Below are 17423 nucleotides of genomic sequence, written 5' to 3'. Positions count from 1 at the left end.
TTATGAAGAAATACTTCTATTCCTTAGTTATTTCCCTGGCCGCTTCTTTGCAGGTGGTTGCTCAGTCCTCCTCTCCCTATAAGACTTCTTTCAAAGTAGATGCTCCCATCACTGCCGCAGGCATGGGGTTAAGTGGATTGGGTCTCTACCTCATGCAGCAGAAATCTGCCTTCACCCCTGAACAGGCTGAGGCCGTGCGGAAAAGCGACGTAAATTCCTTTGACCGCTTTGCTGCCGGCAACCACAGCGAAAGCGCCAGAAATGTGAGCGACATAATGCTATACAGCTCGCTGGCGGCACCGGCGCTTCTTCTTTTTGACCCAGAAATAAAAGACAACACGGGGCAGGTGCTGACGCTTTATGTAGAAACCATGGCCATTACGGGAACGCTTTTCACCATGGCTTCCGCGGCCAACCCAAGGGTTAGGCCATTGGTCTATGACAAATCAGGGGCAGTGCCCATCAATAAGAAAACCAGGGCCAATTCCCAGAACTCATTCTACGCGGGGCATACCGCGGCGGTGTCCACCATCTCTTTCTTCACCGCTAAGGTTTTCCATGACTTCAACCCAGACTCGCCGGCGCGCCCCTTTGTCTGGGCCGGTGCTGCCCTGGTGCCCGCCGCGGTGGGATATCTGCGGCTGGAAGCGGGCAAGCACTTCCTGAGCGACAACCTAATAGGCTATGGCGTGGGCGCCGTGGTGGGCATTGTGGTACCCCAACTGCATAAAAAAGCCGATGGCGGAGGTCTTTCCCTGTCGCCTAGCGTGATCCCGGTACTTGGCGAAAACCTGGACGGAGTAACCCTGCAGTATAAGTTTTAATTAGCCCTGTATGCGCCACCTTCAAGCCTTTCTCTATTTACAGGTGCTTCTTTATTGGGCAAACCCTTCGCTAGGTCTGAGCCAAAGCGAAACCCGTTTGTACCATACCAGTGTGATTAGAGACGGGGCCATCACGGCAGGAGGAATTGCTATGGCGGTTACAGGCTCACTTATCTTAGTGAATAAGCCTAAGTTAACCCAGGAAGACCTAAATGGATTGGATAAAAGCCAAGTAAATGGATTTGACCGCTTTTCAGCAGGTTACTATAGCAAGAGCGCCCAGAAACTGAGTAACATTCCTTTTTATACTTCCTTTGGCCTGCCTCTCCTGTTACTGGCAGATAAGAAAGCCTTGCCGCAGGCAGGCGATATTTACTTTCTGTATGCCGAGACCGTATCCCTGGCAGGAGGCCTCTACGCTTTAACGGCGGGCCTTACCAATAGAAAGCGGCCCAATGTTTATGCCACCCAGGCCCCCTTGGAGGAACGCCTACATAAGTACGCCACCAACTCCTTTTTTGCCGGGCATACGGCCGCTACGGCCAGTAGCACCTTTTTCGCTGCGAAGGTTTTCCATGACCTCCACCCAGATTCTCCCTGGAGGCCTGTGGTGTGGGGAGCAGCGGCAGCCGTACCTGCCACGGTAGGTTATTTAAGGCTGAAAGCCGGAAAGCACTTCCTAAGTGATAATCTCATAGGATTTGCCGTTGGGGCTGGTATTGGAATCTTGGTTCCTGAATTACATAAGCGTAAAGACCAACTAGGCTGGAACCTGGTTCCGGTCACCGAAAGCCTGGCTGGCGAATTCACCCAGGGCATTGCCCTTTCCAGATGTTTTTAACCACTTTTCAGAAAAACGGCCTCGAAACGCAAAAGCCCCATCTCGTCGGTGGGGCTTTTGCGTTTCGAGGTTATTGCCCCTTGATGGGGGCAGATTCTTCATTTAGGGAGGGATTCTGTTTTGAGCCTGTTTTTGAAAAAACAGGCTCAAAACAGAATCCACCTTCCAAGGGGTAGGAACGGTTCTACTTCTTCAGATTGGTTTCAAAGAGTTTGAGAATCCGTTTATACTCATCGGTCCAGCTGGTAGGCTCTACAAACCCGTGGTCTTCTACCGGGTACACTGCCAGTTCCCAGTTCTCTTTCTTCAATTCAATTAAGCGTTGCGATAACCGCACAATATCCTGGAAGTGCACGTTGGTATCTACCATTCCGTGGCACATTAGAAGCGCCCCTTTCAGGCCGTCCGCGTAATAGATAGGTGAACTGCGGGCATACGCCAGACTATCAGACTGGGGCTCATTTAAGATGTTAGAGGTATAGCCATGGTTATAATGGGACCAGTCTGTCACTGACCGCAAGGCGGCTCCTGCCGCAAACACCTCTGGCTGGGTGAACATAGCCATAAGCGTAATAAAGCCACCATAAGAGCCCCCATAGATACCAATGCGCTTAGGGTCCACGCCATGTTTCTCAACCAACATTTTGGCACCGTCTAGGTGGTCACTGAGATCCTTGCCGCCCATGTACCGGTAAATGCCAGTACGCCAGTCACGTCCATAACCGGCACTGCCACGGTAATCTATGTCCAGCACCGTGTATCCTTTGTCTACCAGCAGATTATGGAACATATACTCCCTAAAATAGGTACTCCACCATTTGTGGGCATTCTGCAGGTATCCGGCGCCATGCACAAAAATGACAGCGGGCCCTTGCGCGGCGGCATTTTCTGGTTTGTAAAGGCGGGCGTGTACCTGGGCCCCGTCTGAAGCTTGGTAGGTGCTTACCTCTGGGTCCCGCCAAGGGTAAGCGTTGAATTCTGAGGTTGTGGATTTGGTTACCTGCACTGGTTTAGCCCCTGGCCTATTCTCCATCACGTACAGCTCCCAGGGTTTGTTGGAATAAGAATACCGGATGGCCAGTGTCTTTTCATCCGGGGACATGGTCACCTCATGAGCTCCTGTCATTTTGGTGATCTGCTCCATCTTCCCGCCGGCCAGCGGCATCCGGTAAAAATGCTGCTCGCCGGGGTGCACCTGGTTGGTAGTGAGGTACCAATATTTCTTATCCTTTGACAATTGCACACCCTGCACTTCAAACTTTCCGGAAGTCAATGCGGTCTTTTGGCCCGTAGTGGCCTGCACCGTGTAAAGCTGGGCGTACCCGCTTTCTTCAGACACAAACCAGACACGCTCATTATCAGGCATCCAGCCTATCAACCCAGGCCCGTAACCATTGACCCAGGCCTCGTCATGCAGGTGGTCAATCACTTTCACGCTTCCCGTGGCCGGATCAAAATTCATGATCCAGCGGTCTTTGTTGTCCTGAGACCTGGCTACCAACACGGCCTTCTTGCCGTCTGTAGAAAAGAAAGGCCCAAAGGGTATTACCTTTCTACCGCTAAGGTTAGCACCTGCAGCATTGCCTTTGGCTTCACGTTGCCCAGGAGTGGAATTAATAGTGCTGTTGGAACCGCCCGTTATCGTTTTGAAAGAAACCAGATAGGTGGTATCTGCTTTCCTGTCATACACTCCCATTTCATAGGAAGCCTGTTCTGCTCCTACCTTGGTTCTGGTGGGAATGTCCTCTGTGTACCCAGAAGCGGTCACATAGTTAGGCACTTGGGCAATTTTGCTGCCGGCTGGTCTGGACACTAACCTGTAGGTGATGTACCGCTCATCTGGGCTGAGCAGCAAGTTATCTACCAGCTTGTCTTCCAGGTAAATTTCTCTGGGCCTTGATTTAGCAGATTCCTTTTGGGCTGACCGTTGTAGTTGGCGCTCCTCTTCCCGTTTCTGGATAATCTGCAAGAGTTCCAGTTGTTGGTCGCGCAAGAAGCGCTCCTGCTTGTCCTTTGCCTGATCTGGATCCTGGGGTTTGCGCCCCCTCCTGAAATCTGTTAATTGACGGGTTTGCCCGTTCGTCATATTCCAGGCAAACATATTATTATCTTTAAGATAAGTGATTTCCCCCTCGCTGGAAGTAAAGGACGGTGAGGACTCCCGCTCCACGGTACTCGTGATTTGTCTTATTTGGCCAGTTTTCGCGTCTAGCAGGTAGATATCTCCTTCGCGTTCATAGACCCGTTGTGTCCGTTTCTGATTGTAAGTACCGCCTGGGACCGAACTTTTTTTACGCTCGCCCAAAGAGACTTTTCTAGCGCGTGACCCATTGGCCTGCACGGAGTAAAGTGAGTCACGCTTAGCTTTTTCTGGGTTCCATAGGAAGAAGACCTGCTTGCTGTCATCTGACCAGTAGACATTGCTGGGAGACGTACCTATCCATTGGGCAGGATCTTGCATGATCATGTCTACCGTAAGCACAGGCTTTGTTTGGCACCAACCATTGACCTGGAAAAGCAAAACAAAAATGGCGGCACCTAAGAAAGAAGGAATTAACCTCATGTAATTAGATTGGAATGGATTAAAAATAAGTTGAAGGCAGTAAAATATCTCAAAACCAAGGTAGGCCATAATTTTCTTCCGGGCAATTAAACCTGGCATATATAGGCCTCTAGGTAGTTATCCTTTTGGGTAAAAGACATAAAAAAAGCCCCAGATAACTCTGGGGCTTTTTCTAAGCTGACAAAATTTAAATTTGTCTTATTTGAATACCTAAACGGCTGTAATTGGCACTTGCCGGCAGGGAAGCGTTACCGTCTAATTGCAGTACCAAGTTTACTGGCGTGGCAGACGAAGTTCCTGAATTCAGGATCTTAACTTCTAATTCTCCAAAACTGGAGTTTGCCGGAATGGTTACCTTACCAGTAGTGGTGTAGTGTACACCTTCAATGGCAGTAGTTTCTTCTGGTACTACCTTAAAGGTTACTTCTTCAGCAGTAGAGCGTTGTGCGCCTACAAGATTTACCCTTAGTTTAACAGTTCCTGATGTTCTAGCGATAAGTGGATCTGCAGTAGTAGTTGGCCAGCCATATTTAGGCACACGGGTAAGCAGTAAATAGTTTTTAGCAACGCCTCCAACTACAGATTTAGCTTCCCAGGTAGAGGCATCAAATTCCACTACTGAATCCTCAAATAACAGTTCATCTTGCTCAATACAGGAAGATAATAGAAGGGTTATTAGAGCAAAGAAATATATTTTAAACTTATTCATTTTCTTAGAATAATAGATTAATAGCCAAAGTTTTGCAGGAAGTCAGGGTTGCCATCTGTTTCAGAAGTAGGGATGGCAGGAAGAATTACATCGGCTGTAAAAAGGATAGTTGGTGCACCTGGCTGAGCTGGCTTAAGAATATCAAGTCCTTTTCTTTTCAGGTCAAAGAACCTATGTCCTTCAAAGGCAAACTCTAATCTGCGCTGCAACATAATCTCAGTTTTCAACGCGTCTCCGGTTACACCCACTGAAGCCGTCAATCCTCTGCTTACTCTAAGCGTGTTAACATCTGCCAACGCAAGGGCATCTTGTCCAGATTCTGAATATGCCTCTGCTCTGTTCAGGTACATTTCGGCAATACGTAAAACCGGAACATTATCTAAGTTAACAGAACCATTCTTTCCTAAGAACTTGGTCGTCTCAATATTCACACTTGAACGGCCAGTACCACCTGCCTCAAATAAACGTCCGCGTACGTCAGCACCATAAGTTGCGCCCGTTAAGGTTCCTGAGGTGTTTCTTACTGGAGTCACACCCAAGGCAGCAATCAAAGGATCAGTAGGTACCAAGTCACCAAAACCAACGGCTGTGGTACGTGTTCCTCTAATAGTCATGGTAGTAAAAGTGGTTTGAAGAGACTCATTCACCCCAATGTTTTCATTGGTGTTTCTGAACTCCACCTCAAACAAAGACTCTGGGTTAATGGCAGTGCTCCAACCGTTCAGATAGTTGTCTTTGTTCAATAGCGTAGTGCCTCTGGCAGTAATCACAGCACTTGACATTTCAATCACTTTCGCCCAGTCTTTTCTGTACAAGGCTACTCTGGACAACAATGCCTGAGCCGCTTGCTTAGACGCCACATTAGGACGGCTGGTAGAAGTCATAGACCCCAACTTGGCAATAGCATCGTTTAAGTCAGTATAGATTTGGTCATACACCTCATCAATAGAAGCTCTTTTTGGCTTATATACCAATACTTCTTCAGTTGATTTGATTGGCTCCAGAATAAGAGGAACTCCCCCTTTGTTTTTCGCATCTACAATGGCTCCTGGTATATAAGCGTAGGCTCTTACTAGGTCAAAGTAATACAGTGCCCGCAAAAACTTAACCTCACCAGTCCATGCTGCTTTATTGGCGTCCGTAACAGAAGGATCTTTCATGTTAGGAATTGCTGCCAATACCAGGTTAGCTCTGTTGATAGCGCTGTAGTTATTGGAATAGTGCGTAAAGTGGGCTCCTCTAAGGTTTCTAGCCTCATTTACCAAACGACCAGAGTGGTTAGTAGCTCTTCCGTTATCAGACAAAGCCTCAGGTAGCGTGATTAGACGGTTACCGTAGTTGGTGGTAGACTTCAAGGGAGCGTAGATACCAACAATAGCTGCTGAAAGGTTCTCTTTAGAAGAGGTTAATGCTCCTTCTGCATCAATAGATTGAGCTGGATCCTGTTCGATAAGGTCTTCGCAGGAAAGCGTGGAGAAGGAAATACTTGCGGCCAGGAAAAACAATCCCAGCTTATTTAAAAAATTATTTTTCATTTCTGTTGAATTAGAAACCAAGTTGAAGACCTACTGTCATGTTTTTGGCATTAGGCACAATACCAGTGGCGTCACCGTAGAACTCTGGATCATATCCAGGGTAGTCAGCATAGGTGAACAAGTTGCTTCCCTGTACATATACCCGGGCAGATCTCATTTTCACTCTTGACAATAAGCTTTCAGACAAAGTATAGCCTAACTGAATAGTCTTCAATCTGATATAGTCGGTTTTCAAGAATGTTCTGGTAGACCCAAGCACGTGGTTAGAACCTTGATATTCAGCTCCAGTGTAATTAGGTCTTGGTACGTCTGTGATTTGACCAGGGGCAGTCCATCTTCTTTCATAAATGGAAGTGAAGGCGTTCAGGTTTCTGTTACCATTTTCCATTAAGAATACTACCTGACCATCAGACTGTCTTCTTCCATATTGGTACTGGAATAAGAAGTCTAAATCAAAACCTTTGTAGCTGAAGTTGTTGGTTAAACCACCAGTGTATTTAGGACGGGTAGAACCGATAACTCTTCTATCATTAGCAGCACTTGGCAAGTAGGTGATATTGTTGTCTTTATCATACCACATTGGTCTACCAGTTGCAGGGTTTACACCGGCATAGGCATAAGACCAGATGGTTCCTACATCTTCCCCTACTCTTAAAGAAGGATCAGAAGGCAAGACTTTTGCACCACCGTACAATTTAGTAACCTCATTGTGAATATAAGTGTAGTTGAAATTGGTTTTCCACTGGAAGCCACCTAAGTCTAGGTTTACAGTGTTCAATTCAAACTCCAATCCTTTTTGCTCAAGTTCACCAACGTTTACTCTAATGCTGGAATAGCCAGAGGTAGTAGGAAGCGGTTGAGAGAACAACAGGTCTTTGTTTTTCTCTAAGAAACCACCAATAGTACCTGATACTCTGTTAGAGAAAAACGCAAAGTCAACCCCAAGGTCAATCATTTCACGAACTTCCCACTTCAGGTCTGGGTTAGGTAAGCTGCTTGGTCCAATACCGGCTGCACCACCATATACACCAGCGCCGCTATACAAGTAACGGGCATCAAAGTTGCCAATACCATCACGACCGTTCTGGCCCCAGCTTGCTCTCACTTTTAGGTTATTCACCCAGTCAACAGACTTTAGGAAGCTTTCTTCTGAGATGTTCCAGGCTGCTGCAATCCCTGAGAATAAACCAAAACGGTTATTTGCTCCAAAACGGGATGAACCGTCATACCGCAAGGTTCCTTTTACAGAGTACTTTCCGTTGTAAACATACCCTAAGGTTGAGAAAACGGCAGTACGCTTATAACCTGTCTGGAAACCGCCAGTACTTACAGGGTTAGCAGCAGAGTTAATGTTATGGAACTCAAAAGATGGGAAGTTGTCTGCAGAGGCAGAGAAACCTTGGTTCTGGTCGGTTCTGTATTCAAAACCAGCCTGTACATCTACTTTGTGTACTTCAGCAAACTTGGCACCGTAGGTCAACAACTGAACGGTCTGGAAGTTAGTGTTCCAGTCTGACTGCTGCTGGGCTAAACCTCTTCTGGCAAAACCATCAGAAGTACGTGGGTCACGGTAGCTAAAACCTTGGGTAAGGTTATAGTCTAAGCTGTAAGAAGACCGGAAATTAAGGGTTGGGAGAATTTTATAATTCACCGCAAAAGTCCCAATTACCCCATTGGTGCGTTGGGTAATTTCATTGTATTCGTTTACCGCTAAAACGTTCTGGTTCAACACCCCTCTAAAAGATGGGGTTGTTCCTGGCATACCATAGTAAGTACCGTTTTCATTTCTGAAAGGGTTAGATGGCAAAATTAAGCTGGCTGCGAAAGGTCCACCACCAATAGAAGTACCGGCGGTTGTGAAAGGGGCATTTTGACCCACAGTGCTCAGGTTCAGGTTAGTTTCAAAAGAAAGGTTATCACTGGCAGAGTGGTTAAGGTTCATGCGCAACGTGGCTCTTTCAAAGTCTGCTTTGGTAGCAATAGCCTGCTGATAATTGTAACCACCTGAGATGAAAAACAAAGTCTTCTCATTTCCACCGCTGGCAGACAGCTCATAGTTCTGCACTTTACCAGTTTTGAAAACTTCTTTTTGCCAGTCATAGGAAGGCAGGGTAGAAACCTGAGTTTCTGGGGCTGCGTCTGCTAAACCAAAGTCTCTGCGGGCTAAGATTCTGGCGTCTCCAATGGTGTAACCATAATTCTGGTAGGCTTCCAGTTTCTGCTGGTACAGCTGTTGACTGTTTAGTACATCAAAATATTTCAAGGGCTCAGAAACACCGCCGTATACGTTGGCAGTAAACTTAGTTCTTCCAGCCTTACCTCTCTTGGTAGTAATGATTACTACACCGTTAGCCGCCTGTGATCCATAAACTGCTGCTGTAGCCGCATCTTTAATTACCTCAATAGACTCAATATCATTGGTATTGATAGAAGACAATGGGTTAGACTGAGTGAAAGAAGCACGGTCAGTAACGTTTAATTGCACACCATCTACAATATACAAAGGAGTAGTGCTGGTGTTAATTGAGCCAACACCACGAATTTGTACGTTAATGGCACCACCTGGCAAACCATTAGCCGATTGTACCACCACACCTGCGGCTCTACCTTGTAAAGCTTTATCAAGGGAGGCTACTGGTTGGTTTTCAAAGGAAGCTCCAGAAACTTGGGCAATAGAACCTGCTACTTCGCGCTTTTCCTGCACACCATAGCCCGTTACTACAATCTCAGAGATCTGACGCGCATCTGTTGCCAGACGCACATTCACGGTTGATTGGTTTCCAATGGCAATCTCTTGGTTAGAATAGCCAATAAAGGAAAACACTAATGTTCCACCCGAGGCTGGAACGCTAATGGAATAGGAGCCATTTACATCCGTTGGAGCGGCTGTAGTGCTTCCTTTGAGTAGAACTGTCACACCAGGCATTCCCTCTCCTGTGGTAGTGTCAGTCACTCGTCCTGTTACAGTTCGGGTTTGAGCCCACGCTTGGGTTAGAAGCGTCAACATCAAAGCGAAACTGAAAAGTAAAGCTTTCTTCATGTGGTTTTGGATTTTGTTTGTAGAGATAATTTTTCTTGATAACCAAAATTACTCAACAACAGAACATTAACAAACTTAAAGCGAAGAAAGACTTAAATATTTCATCCGATTTTTTCCCAGACCCGTATAAGGCATCCTCCCTGCCCTTTGCACACCATAACTGCATCAATATGAGGACCTATATTATGAGGTAGGCCAATCCTTAAATTGCATGGCTTGGCCCTTATTCATACCTGTAAGTATTGTTTCAAGCACTTTAAGCAGGAAGCTTAGACCTTAGACTTTAAAATCTTGCCTTAAAACAAAAAAAGCTACCAATGTGGTAGCTCTTTTTGTTTTAAGGCAAGACTGCTTAATGCAGCATTTTGTTACGGCTGAAAAATTGACACGTAGAATGTATCATAGTTAGGAGATGCTTTCACCTCGCCGTCGAGCAGCTTGAAGCCAACCCGTTTAGTTGTTCCGGCAGCGCTTCCTCCAACAATTGGTTTAAGAAGTATATAACCAAAAGAAGAGTTAGCAGGAATGATTACTTTATTTCCCGTGTTAGACGCATCTAAAGTATAATCTGTGCCTTGAATAGCTGTAGCACCTGCAATTACTTCAAATTTCACTTCAGTTGGCGTGCTTTTCTGCGGCCCAACCAATTGCACCAAAACACTGTCAACTGTACGCGCTGCAGTAGTGGTGGTAGTGGTACCAGAAGTTGTGCTATACTGCTTGGCTGCTATTACTCTTGAAGAATCTGTCTGTGCAGTTGAGGTTACAACTCCTCTTGCTCTAAGCGTTGAAGCAAGTACTCCTAGAGTTTGGTTTTTAAACTCCACGTAGGTAGGCCCCTGGTACTTTAAGGCTTCTTCATTATCCTCTGGAAGGCAACTTGCCAGGGAAAAAGTGCCTGCCAATAATATAAAGGCGTAGTTTAATATCTTTTTCATCATTATTTCAATTGAATTAATAACCAGGGTTTTGAGGAAGTTTTGGATTAAGCGTTACCTCAGCGGTTGGAATTGCAGCCAGAATCCTATAATCAGTATTGGATATTGTACCTACAGCTGTTAGTGCAGGCTTGGTAATTCCTTCGCCCCAACGCTTTAAATCGAACCATCTGTGGCCTTCAAAGAAAAGCTCACGTCTTCTCTCATCTTTGATGTATTGGAAGAGCTCAGCTTTTGTCGCCGGAATAATGGCAGCTGAGTTTCTGCTGGTTTTCAAAGTTGTAAGCAAAGCAATAGCATCCACTAACTTGTTTTGCATCACTTGAGCCTCTGCTTGCATCAAAAGTACATCTGCATACCTGATGATTTTAATATTATCAGTATAAGCACCATTGGCAGCACTGTATTTCTTGGCCCAAGTATACTGAACAGAACCAGAAGTGGTAGAACCACTTCTATAGAAGAATCCTTTTCTAGTATCGGTTACAGTTGCCTGGTTAGAAAGCGTGGCATCTAGACCAAACAAAGCCAATAACTCTACAGAAGGAAGCTGACCGCCATAAGTAGCCACGTTGGCACTTCCTGACAAAGGAGAATTTATTCCATTTGGAGTGGTGTAAGTATAAGGAGAGTCATTTACGCCTAATACACCTGCCATTTCCGTTGATTGAACGAATTGAAGCTCAAACAAAGACTCTGGGTTAGGCACCGTATTAAAGGCAGATACAATGTTTGAGGAAAGCGTTGCATTGGTATTGCTTAATGCTAGCTTAAACTGCGCTTCTGCATCTGCGTATTTTTCCCAATACAGATATACCTTACCAAGTAAGGCATAGGCAGCCCCTTTGTTCATTTTATACCTTGCAGCAGTACTTGTAGCAGCCTCTAAAACAGGAATGGCCGCTTTAAGATCTGCTTCAATCTGGGTATATACCTCTGTGATGGTAGCGCGCTCTTTTAAACTGGCTTCCTGCGGAGTAGCAGTAGGCACTAATCTTAAAACAACACTTTTATCAAAGCCGGCACCCAGCCCTGCAGTAGGAATCTTATTAGGCTCATATCCATAAATACGGGCCAAATCAAAATAAACCATCGCTCGCAATGCCAAAGCCTGCGCTTTCACCTGTGCTTTTGTGGTCTCTTCACTAGAGGCAACAGTAAGTTGGTCTATATTGGCAATGATGGTGTTTAAATCATTGATAGTACCATAGGCGGTTCCATAAATGCTATAATGCGACCCTCTGGTGTTCCGGTTTGCGCCGGTATAACGCCCCGAAGCCTGTGAGGTTTCTGTATAAATATTATCTGCCAACGCATCACCCAACAGGGCCATGTCTCTACCCCAGTAGGTAAAGCTTTGAATTCTGTCATAGGCAGAGGTTAAAACCGCTTTATAACTGCCAATGGTAGACAAAGCTGTACCAGCAGCCAGAGAAGTCTTTGGCTCTACCTCTACTATATTTTCACATGCTTGCAATGACAAGCCTGCCAATATAGAAAGTGCTATTATTTTCTTCTTCATGGTAAATTCTTAATTAAAACTCCAATGTAATACCACCCGTGATAGTTCTTGGGTTTGGATATGCATTCAGGTTGTTTCCAGCGTTTTCTGGATCATCTCCTCTGTAATTAGTGAAGGTGGCCAGGTTAAGTGCCTGAACAAACACACTTGCAGTTCCTACTTTGATATTGTCTGTTAGACTGGAAGGAAGCTTATAGTTCAAAGAAATTTGCTTTAAACGGACATAAGAAGCTGTTTCCACAAACCTGGAAGACAAGTTAGTGTGATCATAACCACCTGGCTCTGAACCACCTTCATAAGGACGAGGAACGCTAGTTACCTGGCCAGGAGTAGTCCATCTCTGTAACTGTGATCTAACCTGGTTATCTGTTCCAGATCCAGCCCACTCAAGAACCTGCCCTGCCTGTAGATAAGATTCGTTTCCGTACTGATACTGGAGCAACATGTCTAAAGACAAGCCTTTGTAGGCAAAATTATTGGAGAAACCGCCGTAGTAAGCAGGGTTCTGATCACCAACAACTCTCAAATCAGCCGTTTTAGGAGAATAGGTAATGTTTCCATTTACATCATACCACATTGGTCTTCCGTCTGCTGGGTTTACCCCGGCCCATTTGTAGGTGTAAATAAGGTTGAGTGCTCTACCTACTTCATACTGGTTGCTGTTCAACGTTGTACGGCCTTCATTCAAAGCCAAAAGCTCATTTCTCATGAAGCTGATGTTGAACCCGGTAGACCAGGTAAAACCACCCTTATCAATGTTCACAGTGTTTAACTGAACTTCTATGCCTTCAGATTGAGCGGCGCCTGCGTTTTCAAGAATAGTTCCGAAACCTGAATCGGTTGGCAACTGTCTGCCCAGAATAAGGTTGGTGTTTTTCTTACGGAAAACATCAATTGCTCCAGAGAATCTGTTACGGAACATAGAGAAATCAAGACCTAAGTTAGTCTGTGCAGACTCTTCCCACTTTAAGTTAGGGTTTTCCAATTGTGTAGGTCTTAGGCCTGGGTCGTTGGCATATTGCCCTCCGCCGCCAAACAAGCCAAGCGCGCCAAAGTCTGAAGTAGGTTGAACACCCACTACACCGTAACTAGCTCTCAATTTCAAATCATTCAGGAAGGTAACGCCTTGCATGAACTCCTCGCCAGTAACTCTCCATCCGCCTGACAAACCATAGAACAAGCCATATTTGTTGTCTGAACCAAATCTTGAAGAACCATCATAGCGAACAGTTACACTTGCTAAGTATTTAGTTTTATAGTCGTACTTAAAGTTACCGAAGAAACCAGCCTGCTTATACCCTCCAAAAGAAGAAGAGGCTGTGGTTGGAGTAGCAGCGCTACCAACTAATTTGAGCAAGGGGCTTGCAAAGCCTTGTCCACCGGCACTAATGGTGGTTTGGTCAACGCTTCTATATTCAAAACCTACCAAAGCACCAATATTGTGAACCTCGGCAATACGCTTGTTATAGTTTAAAGTAGCTTGGCCAGTCCAGTTGGTATTTCTTCTGTCAGTTTCCAAAGCGCTTCCTCCCACACTTGCTCCTACTGGAATGTCCCCTGGGCGATAGTTGCGGTCTTTCACGTCAGAGAAGTCAATACCTGCCAGTAATCTGGCGCGCAGACCTGGGATGATGTCATAATTGAAGGCCATGTTACTCACCGTCTGCACAATATCCCCCTGGCGGTCTTCACGCACAATATTTTGTACAATGTTCAAAGAAGTACCCACTAAAGAAGTGTTGAACGTTCCGTCTTCTTTATAGATAGGGTTAATTGGCGCAGTAAACAAACCACCGGTAAAAGCACCATTGGTGAAGAAACCAGCGTTGGTAGATGGCCCTAATGCTTGAGAAGCCGTTAAACCAATAGTAGACTCAACAGAGAACTTATTATTTAACTTATGGTCTAAGTTAGCTCTTACAGTACCTCTCTTGAAAGAAGAGTTAAGCACAGTGCCCTCAGTGTTGTTAAAAGATCCAGAAACAAAGAATCTGGTTTTTTCATCTCCTCCGTTTAGAGAAAGCCCGTATTCCTGAACTTTTCCTTTCTGCTGAATGGCTTCAACCCAGTTATAGGTAGGAAACTGTCCATTGGCAGGCACTCCATTTGGATAATACAGAGTTCCGGCTCTAGCTACGCCAGCGGCATACCCTCCAGCAGTACCTGTTCTTTGGTATTGATTACCCAATGCCTCTGAACGAAGGGTGTACCACTCTTCTGCATTCAGGATTTCATAAGGGTTATAAGCTTCTGAAACACCAAACTGTGCAGATACTTTTACTTTAGTTGCACCAGCCTTACCCCGCTTAGTAGTAACAATTACTACTCCATTCCCGGCCTGTGCTCCATAAATAGAAGCAGCGGCAGCGTCTTTTAAAATCTCAATAGACTCAATATCAGATGGGTTGATAGAGGAAAGCACGTTAGCAGAAGTCTGTCCAGACAATCCGCCAGGGCTAACCTGAACCCCATCAATGATATAAAGAGGTTGAGTTGTACCATTGATAGTGGCTGTACCTCTAATGTTAACTGTGATACCACCACCTGGCTGACCACCGTTAGACACTACCTGTACCCCGGCAGCACGGCCCTGCAATGCTTTATCAAACGTCTGCATAGGCAGATTTTCAATTTCAGCGCCTTTTACAGTGGCAATGGCACCAGTGATTTCTCGTTTGTCTTGCACAGCACCGTAACCTGTCACCACCACCTCAGAAAGCTGACGTGCATCTGTGCTTAAACGCACGTTTATGGTTGACTGATTTCCAATAGCCACTTCCTGGTTGGTATACCCAATAAAGGAATAAACCAAAGTACCGCCCGCGTTGGGGACATTGATCGAATAGGAGCCATTTACGTCCGTTGGAGCGGCTGTAGTGCTTCCTTTGAGTTGGACTGTCACACCAGGCATTCCCTCGCCTGTTGACGCATCAGTCACTCGTCCTGTTACAGTTCGTGTCTGCGCCCACACTTGCCCAACAAGTGTCAACATCAGCACGAAGCTGAAAAGTAAAGCTTTCTTCATCTGTTTTTGGATTTTGTTTGTAGAGGTGATTTTTCTTGATTACCAAATTTAATCAAATACAGGACATTAACAAATAATTAACAAGAAATCAGATATTTTTACTACCTACTAATAGTGATAATGGAACAAAAATCCAGAATTAGATAAGCTATTGTATTGTTAGGTTGGGTCTGATAAAAGGATTGCCCATAGAACTGCATAAAAAACTCAACCATAGTCTCTTATAAATCTGCCCAGACACCTTTTCTTTTATTAAAATAATAGGCGAAACGTTTTACAGACCTTTGGGGCGAATTTTTTCCTTTGCATATTCTACTTATATCATGTTTGTTTAATATTTCACATTACACTTTCCCTTTCATTTGGTTATTGAATAGAAGAAATAGAAAAACATCTTACCTAGCTTTCACAGTCAATGTAATAGGATCACCTCTTTGGCCCTTTATGGCAATAGTTTCTTCAAAAATTATTAAATCTCATTTCACTGCAGCCTAAACTCAAATCATACTATTTAGAAAGATAGCTAGGAATATTGATTGTAATAGATATAGTAAAACCACCTTGAGCCTTCACTCTTGTATAAGCAGCTGGAATAAACCCAAGGTGAGCTACCTATTTCCTAATAAATCCAGCAAAGATTTACCTGCAGCTTCTGCGAAAAATGATTCGTCTAATAATTTCCGGCTGAAACCAATTTTTGCCAAACGTTAGAATCTGCCTTTATACCCTTTTTGCGTTTTAGGCCTGTTTTTCAAAAAACAGGCCTAAAACGCAAAAAGGGCCTCCCATTTGGGAGGCCCTTTTTAGAATAAAATTCAACTACTGAATGATTATTGATTAAGAACTGGGTTGTTAATCACTTCATTCTGAGGAATGTTGAAGGTCAATTGGTCAGAGTCCCAAGCAAAGGTCTCACCAGGGAAGAACAAATGGTTTGTTCCTCTGGTAACATTTTTCTTCAGTCTCTTCATAGCCAGATAAGTCTTTCCTTCACCCCATAGCTCAATACGAGTCTGCAGGTAGATCTCATTGATCAAAGCCTGGCCGGAAAGCGTGTTTAAGGTCAGCTCATACGCAGGGTACGTTGCGGCTGAGATTCGCTTTGACATAAGGGTTTTCAGCATATCTCTGGCAGCCACATCCTGGCCTAATCTAGCTTTGGCTTCTGCGTTCAAAAGAACCATTTCTTCTGCCCGCATGTACACGTAGTCTGTGGTAACCACACGTTGACCAGCAATTTTTCTGGCTGGGTCAAAGAATTTGTTTACCGGCATTAAGTCCATGTCACCAGGGCCGTAGCCATCAGCAGCGTAGAACGACTCAATACCGCCGTTGATTGGGTCAAACTGTCCTTTTCTTACATCATCTGCACGAATAGAGTTGTAAAGCCCAAGGTCAATGGTTTTAGGGTCACCTGCCCAGGCATAGCTGTAGGTGAACACATCCATTTGGCCCCAATAAGAAACCAGGTCAAGACCGTTTGCTACTGTAAGGTCAATACCCCAAATCCAGCTTGGGCTTTGCACGCTATTGAAGCCTGGGTTTGCTGAAGCATTCAACAACGCGCCAGTAGGCCCAACCTGACCAACTACTTCATTCGCATTTAACACCCGGAAACCAGCAGCCAATACCTCATTAGTCAAGGTAATTACCTGCTGAAGATCAGACTGAGAGCCTCTGGCCGCATAGGCATATGCCAGCAAACCTTTAGCTACATCTTTGTTGATCTCGTTTTTAGCGGTTCTGTTAAAGTTTTGAAGTAAAGGAATAGCCTGGGTCAGGTCGCTGATGATGAGGTTGTAAACCTCTGCAGAAGTAGATTTTGGCTGTGCTACGTCTTGGGTGGTACCAATGGTGTAGATAGGCAAAATTTTCTCTGCACCCGTACCATAACCGCTTTGTGCGTAGTATTGGGCTAAGTAAAAATAGGCATACGCACGCATGGCTTTCGCCTGACCCATGATAGCACTACGAGAATCACCTGGCTTTACAGCATCTTCACCTCCTAAAATACCAATCAAGGTATTGGCCGCGAAAATGATTCTGTAATAATACCTCCAGGGAACGTAGTTCGGGTTTAGCGTAAAGTCTGTAGGAGCCTGATATCTGGCTACAGTAGAATACCAGCCATAGTTAATACCAGCCAGCACCATGTCAGAAGCTAGCATATCACTGAAGATATCCATTCCTTTCTGACCAAAGTCATCATGCCCGGTAGTACCACCTGTGAAAGTATTGTACTGGGTTGAGTATAAACCAGATACAAAAGAGTTCAACAGTGTTGGATCTTGTTTAGAAGCCTCAGCAATTTGCTCTGGAGAAATCTGCTGATTAGGCTCTTTCTCCAGGAAGTCATCTCCGCAACTGCTCACCGTAAAGGAAAGAGCCGCTGCCGCTATTATATATAAACCTTTTTTCATGTTGAT

10 protein-coding genes and 1 other annotated feature are annotated in these 17423 nt (G+C 45.1%); of the genes, 2 read left to right on the top strand and 8 right to left on the bottom strand.

Annotation, left to right across the window (positions count from 1 at the left end; all coding sequences use genetic code 11):
* Positions 1-2: 2 nt before the first annotated feature.
* The gene (locus ACYVJQ_RS02720) at positions 3-824 is read left to right on the top strand and encodes a phosphatase PAP2 family protein (RefSeq protein ID WP_460891538.1); all 822 of its coding nucleotides are present in this window, start codon (positions 3-5) and stop codon (positions 822-824) included.
* A gap of 10 nt (positions 825-834) precedes the next feature.
* Positions 835-1665 carry a phosphatase PAP2 family protein gene (locus ACYVJQ_RS02715; RefSeq protein ID WP_460891537.1) on the top strand — a complete coding sequence of 277 codons (831 nt, stop codon included), beginning with the start codon at positions 835-837 and terminating at the stop codon, positions 1663-1665.
* A gap of 184 nt (positions 1666-1849) precedes the next feature.
* Here the strand turns inward: ACYVJQ_RS02715 and ACYVJQ_RS02710 are convergent, their stop codons facing one another.
* The 8 genes from ACYVJQ_RS02710 to ACYVJQ_RS02675 form a co-directional block, all read right to left on the bottom strand.
* The gene (locus ACYVJQ_RS02710; protein ID WP_460891536.1) at positions 1850-4147 is read right to left on the bottom strand and encodes a S9 family peptidase; all 2298 of its coding nucleotides are present in this window, start codon (positions 4145-4147) and stop codon (positions 1850-1852) included.
* 268 nt (positions 4148-4415) lie between these two features.
* Complete coding sequence (locus ACYVJQ_RS02705; RefSeq protein ID WP_460891535.1) at positions 4416-4937, bottom strand: DUF4843 domain-containing protein; 522 nt, start codon at positions 4935-4937, stop codon at positions 4416-4418.
* 17 nt (positions 4938-4954) lie between these two features.
* Entirely contained in the window at positions 4955-6472 is a 1518-nt protein-coding gene (locus ACYVJQ_RS02700) for a RagB/SusD family nutrient uptake outer membrane protein (protein WP_460891534.1), read from the bottom strand.
* Between the two features lie 10 nt (positions 6473-6482).
* Positions 6483-9512 (bottom strand): SusC/RagA family TonB-linked outer membrane protein, encoded by a 3030-nt coding sequence (locus ACYVJQ_RS02695; RefSeq protein ID WP_460891533.1) that lies wholly within the window; start codon positions 9510-9512, stop codon positions 6483-6485.
* A gap of 368 nt (positions 9513-9880) precedes the next feature.
* Positions 9881-10453 (bottom strand): hypothetical protein, encoded by a 573-nt coding sequence (locus tag ACYVJQ_RS02690; protein WP_460891532.1) that lies wholly within the window; start codon positions 10451-10453, stop codon positions 9881-9883.
* Between the two features lie 13 nt (positions 10454-10466).
* On the bottom strand, positions 10467-11972 hold the full coding sequence (locus ACYVJQ_RS02685; RefSeq protein ID WP_460891531.1) for a RagB/SusD family nutrient uptake outer membrane protein: 1506 nt from the start codon (positions 11970-11972) through the stop codon (positions 10467-10469).
* A gap of 13 nt (positions 11973-11985) precedes the next feature.
* Positions 11986-14997 (bottom strand): SusC/RagA family TonB-linked outer membrane protein, encoded by a 3012-nt coding sequence (locus ACYVJQ_RS02680; protein WP_460891530.1) that lies wholly within the window; start codon positions 14995-14997, stop codon positions 11986-11988.
* A 717-nt stretch (positions 14998-15714) separates the two neighbouring features.
* Positions 15715-15804 (top strand) — a sequence feature (Phe leader region).
* Positions 15805-15827: 23 nt separating this feature from the next.
* Positions 15828-17417 (bottom strand): RagB/SusD family nutrient uptake outer membrane protein, encoded by a 1590-nt coding sequence (locus tag ACYVJQ_RS02675; RefSeq protein WP_460891529.1) that lies wholly within the window; start codon positions 17415-17417, stop codon positions 15828-15830.
* Positions 17418-17423 lie beyond the last annotated feature (6 nt).

The sequence above is a fragment of the Rufibacter soli genome, assembly GCF_054781795.1.
Note: the sequence above shows the minus strand (reverse complement) of the source record. Positions and strands in the feature narration are given on the sequence as shown.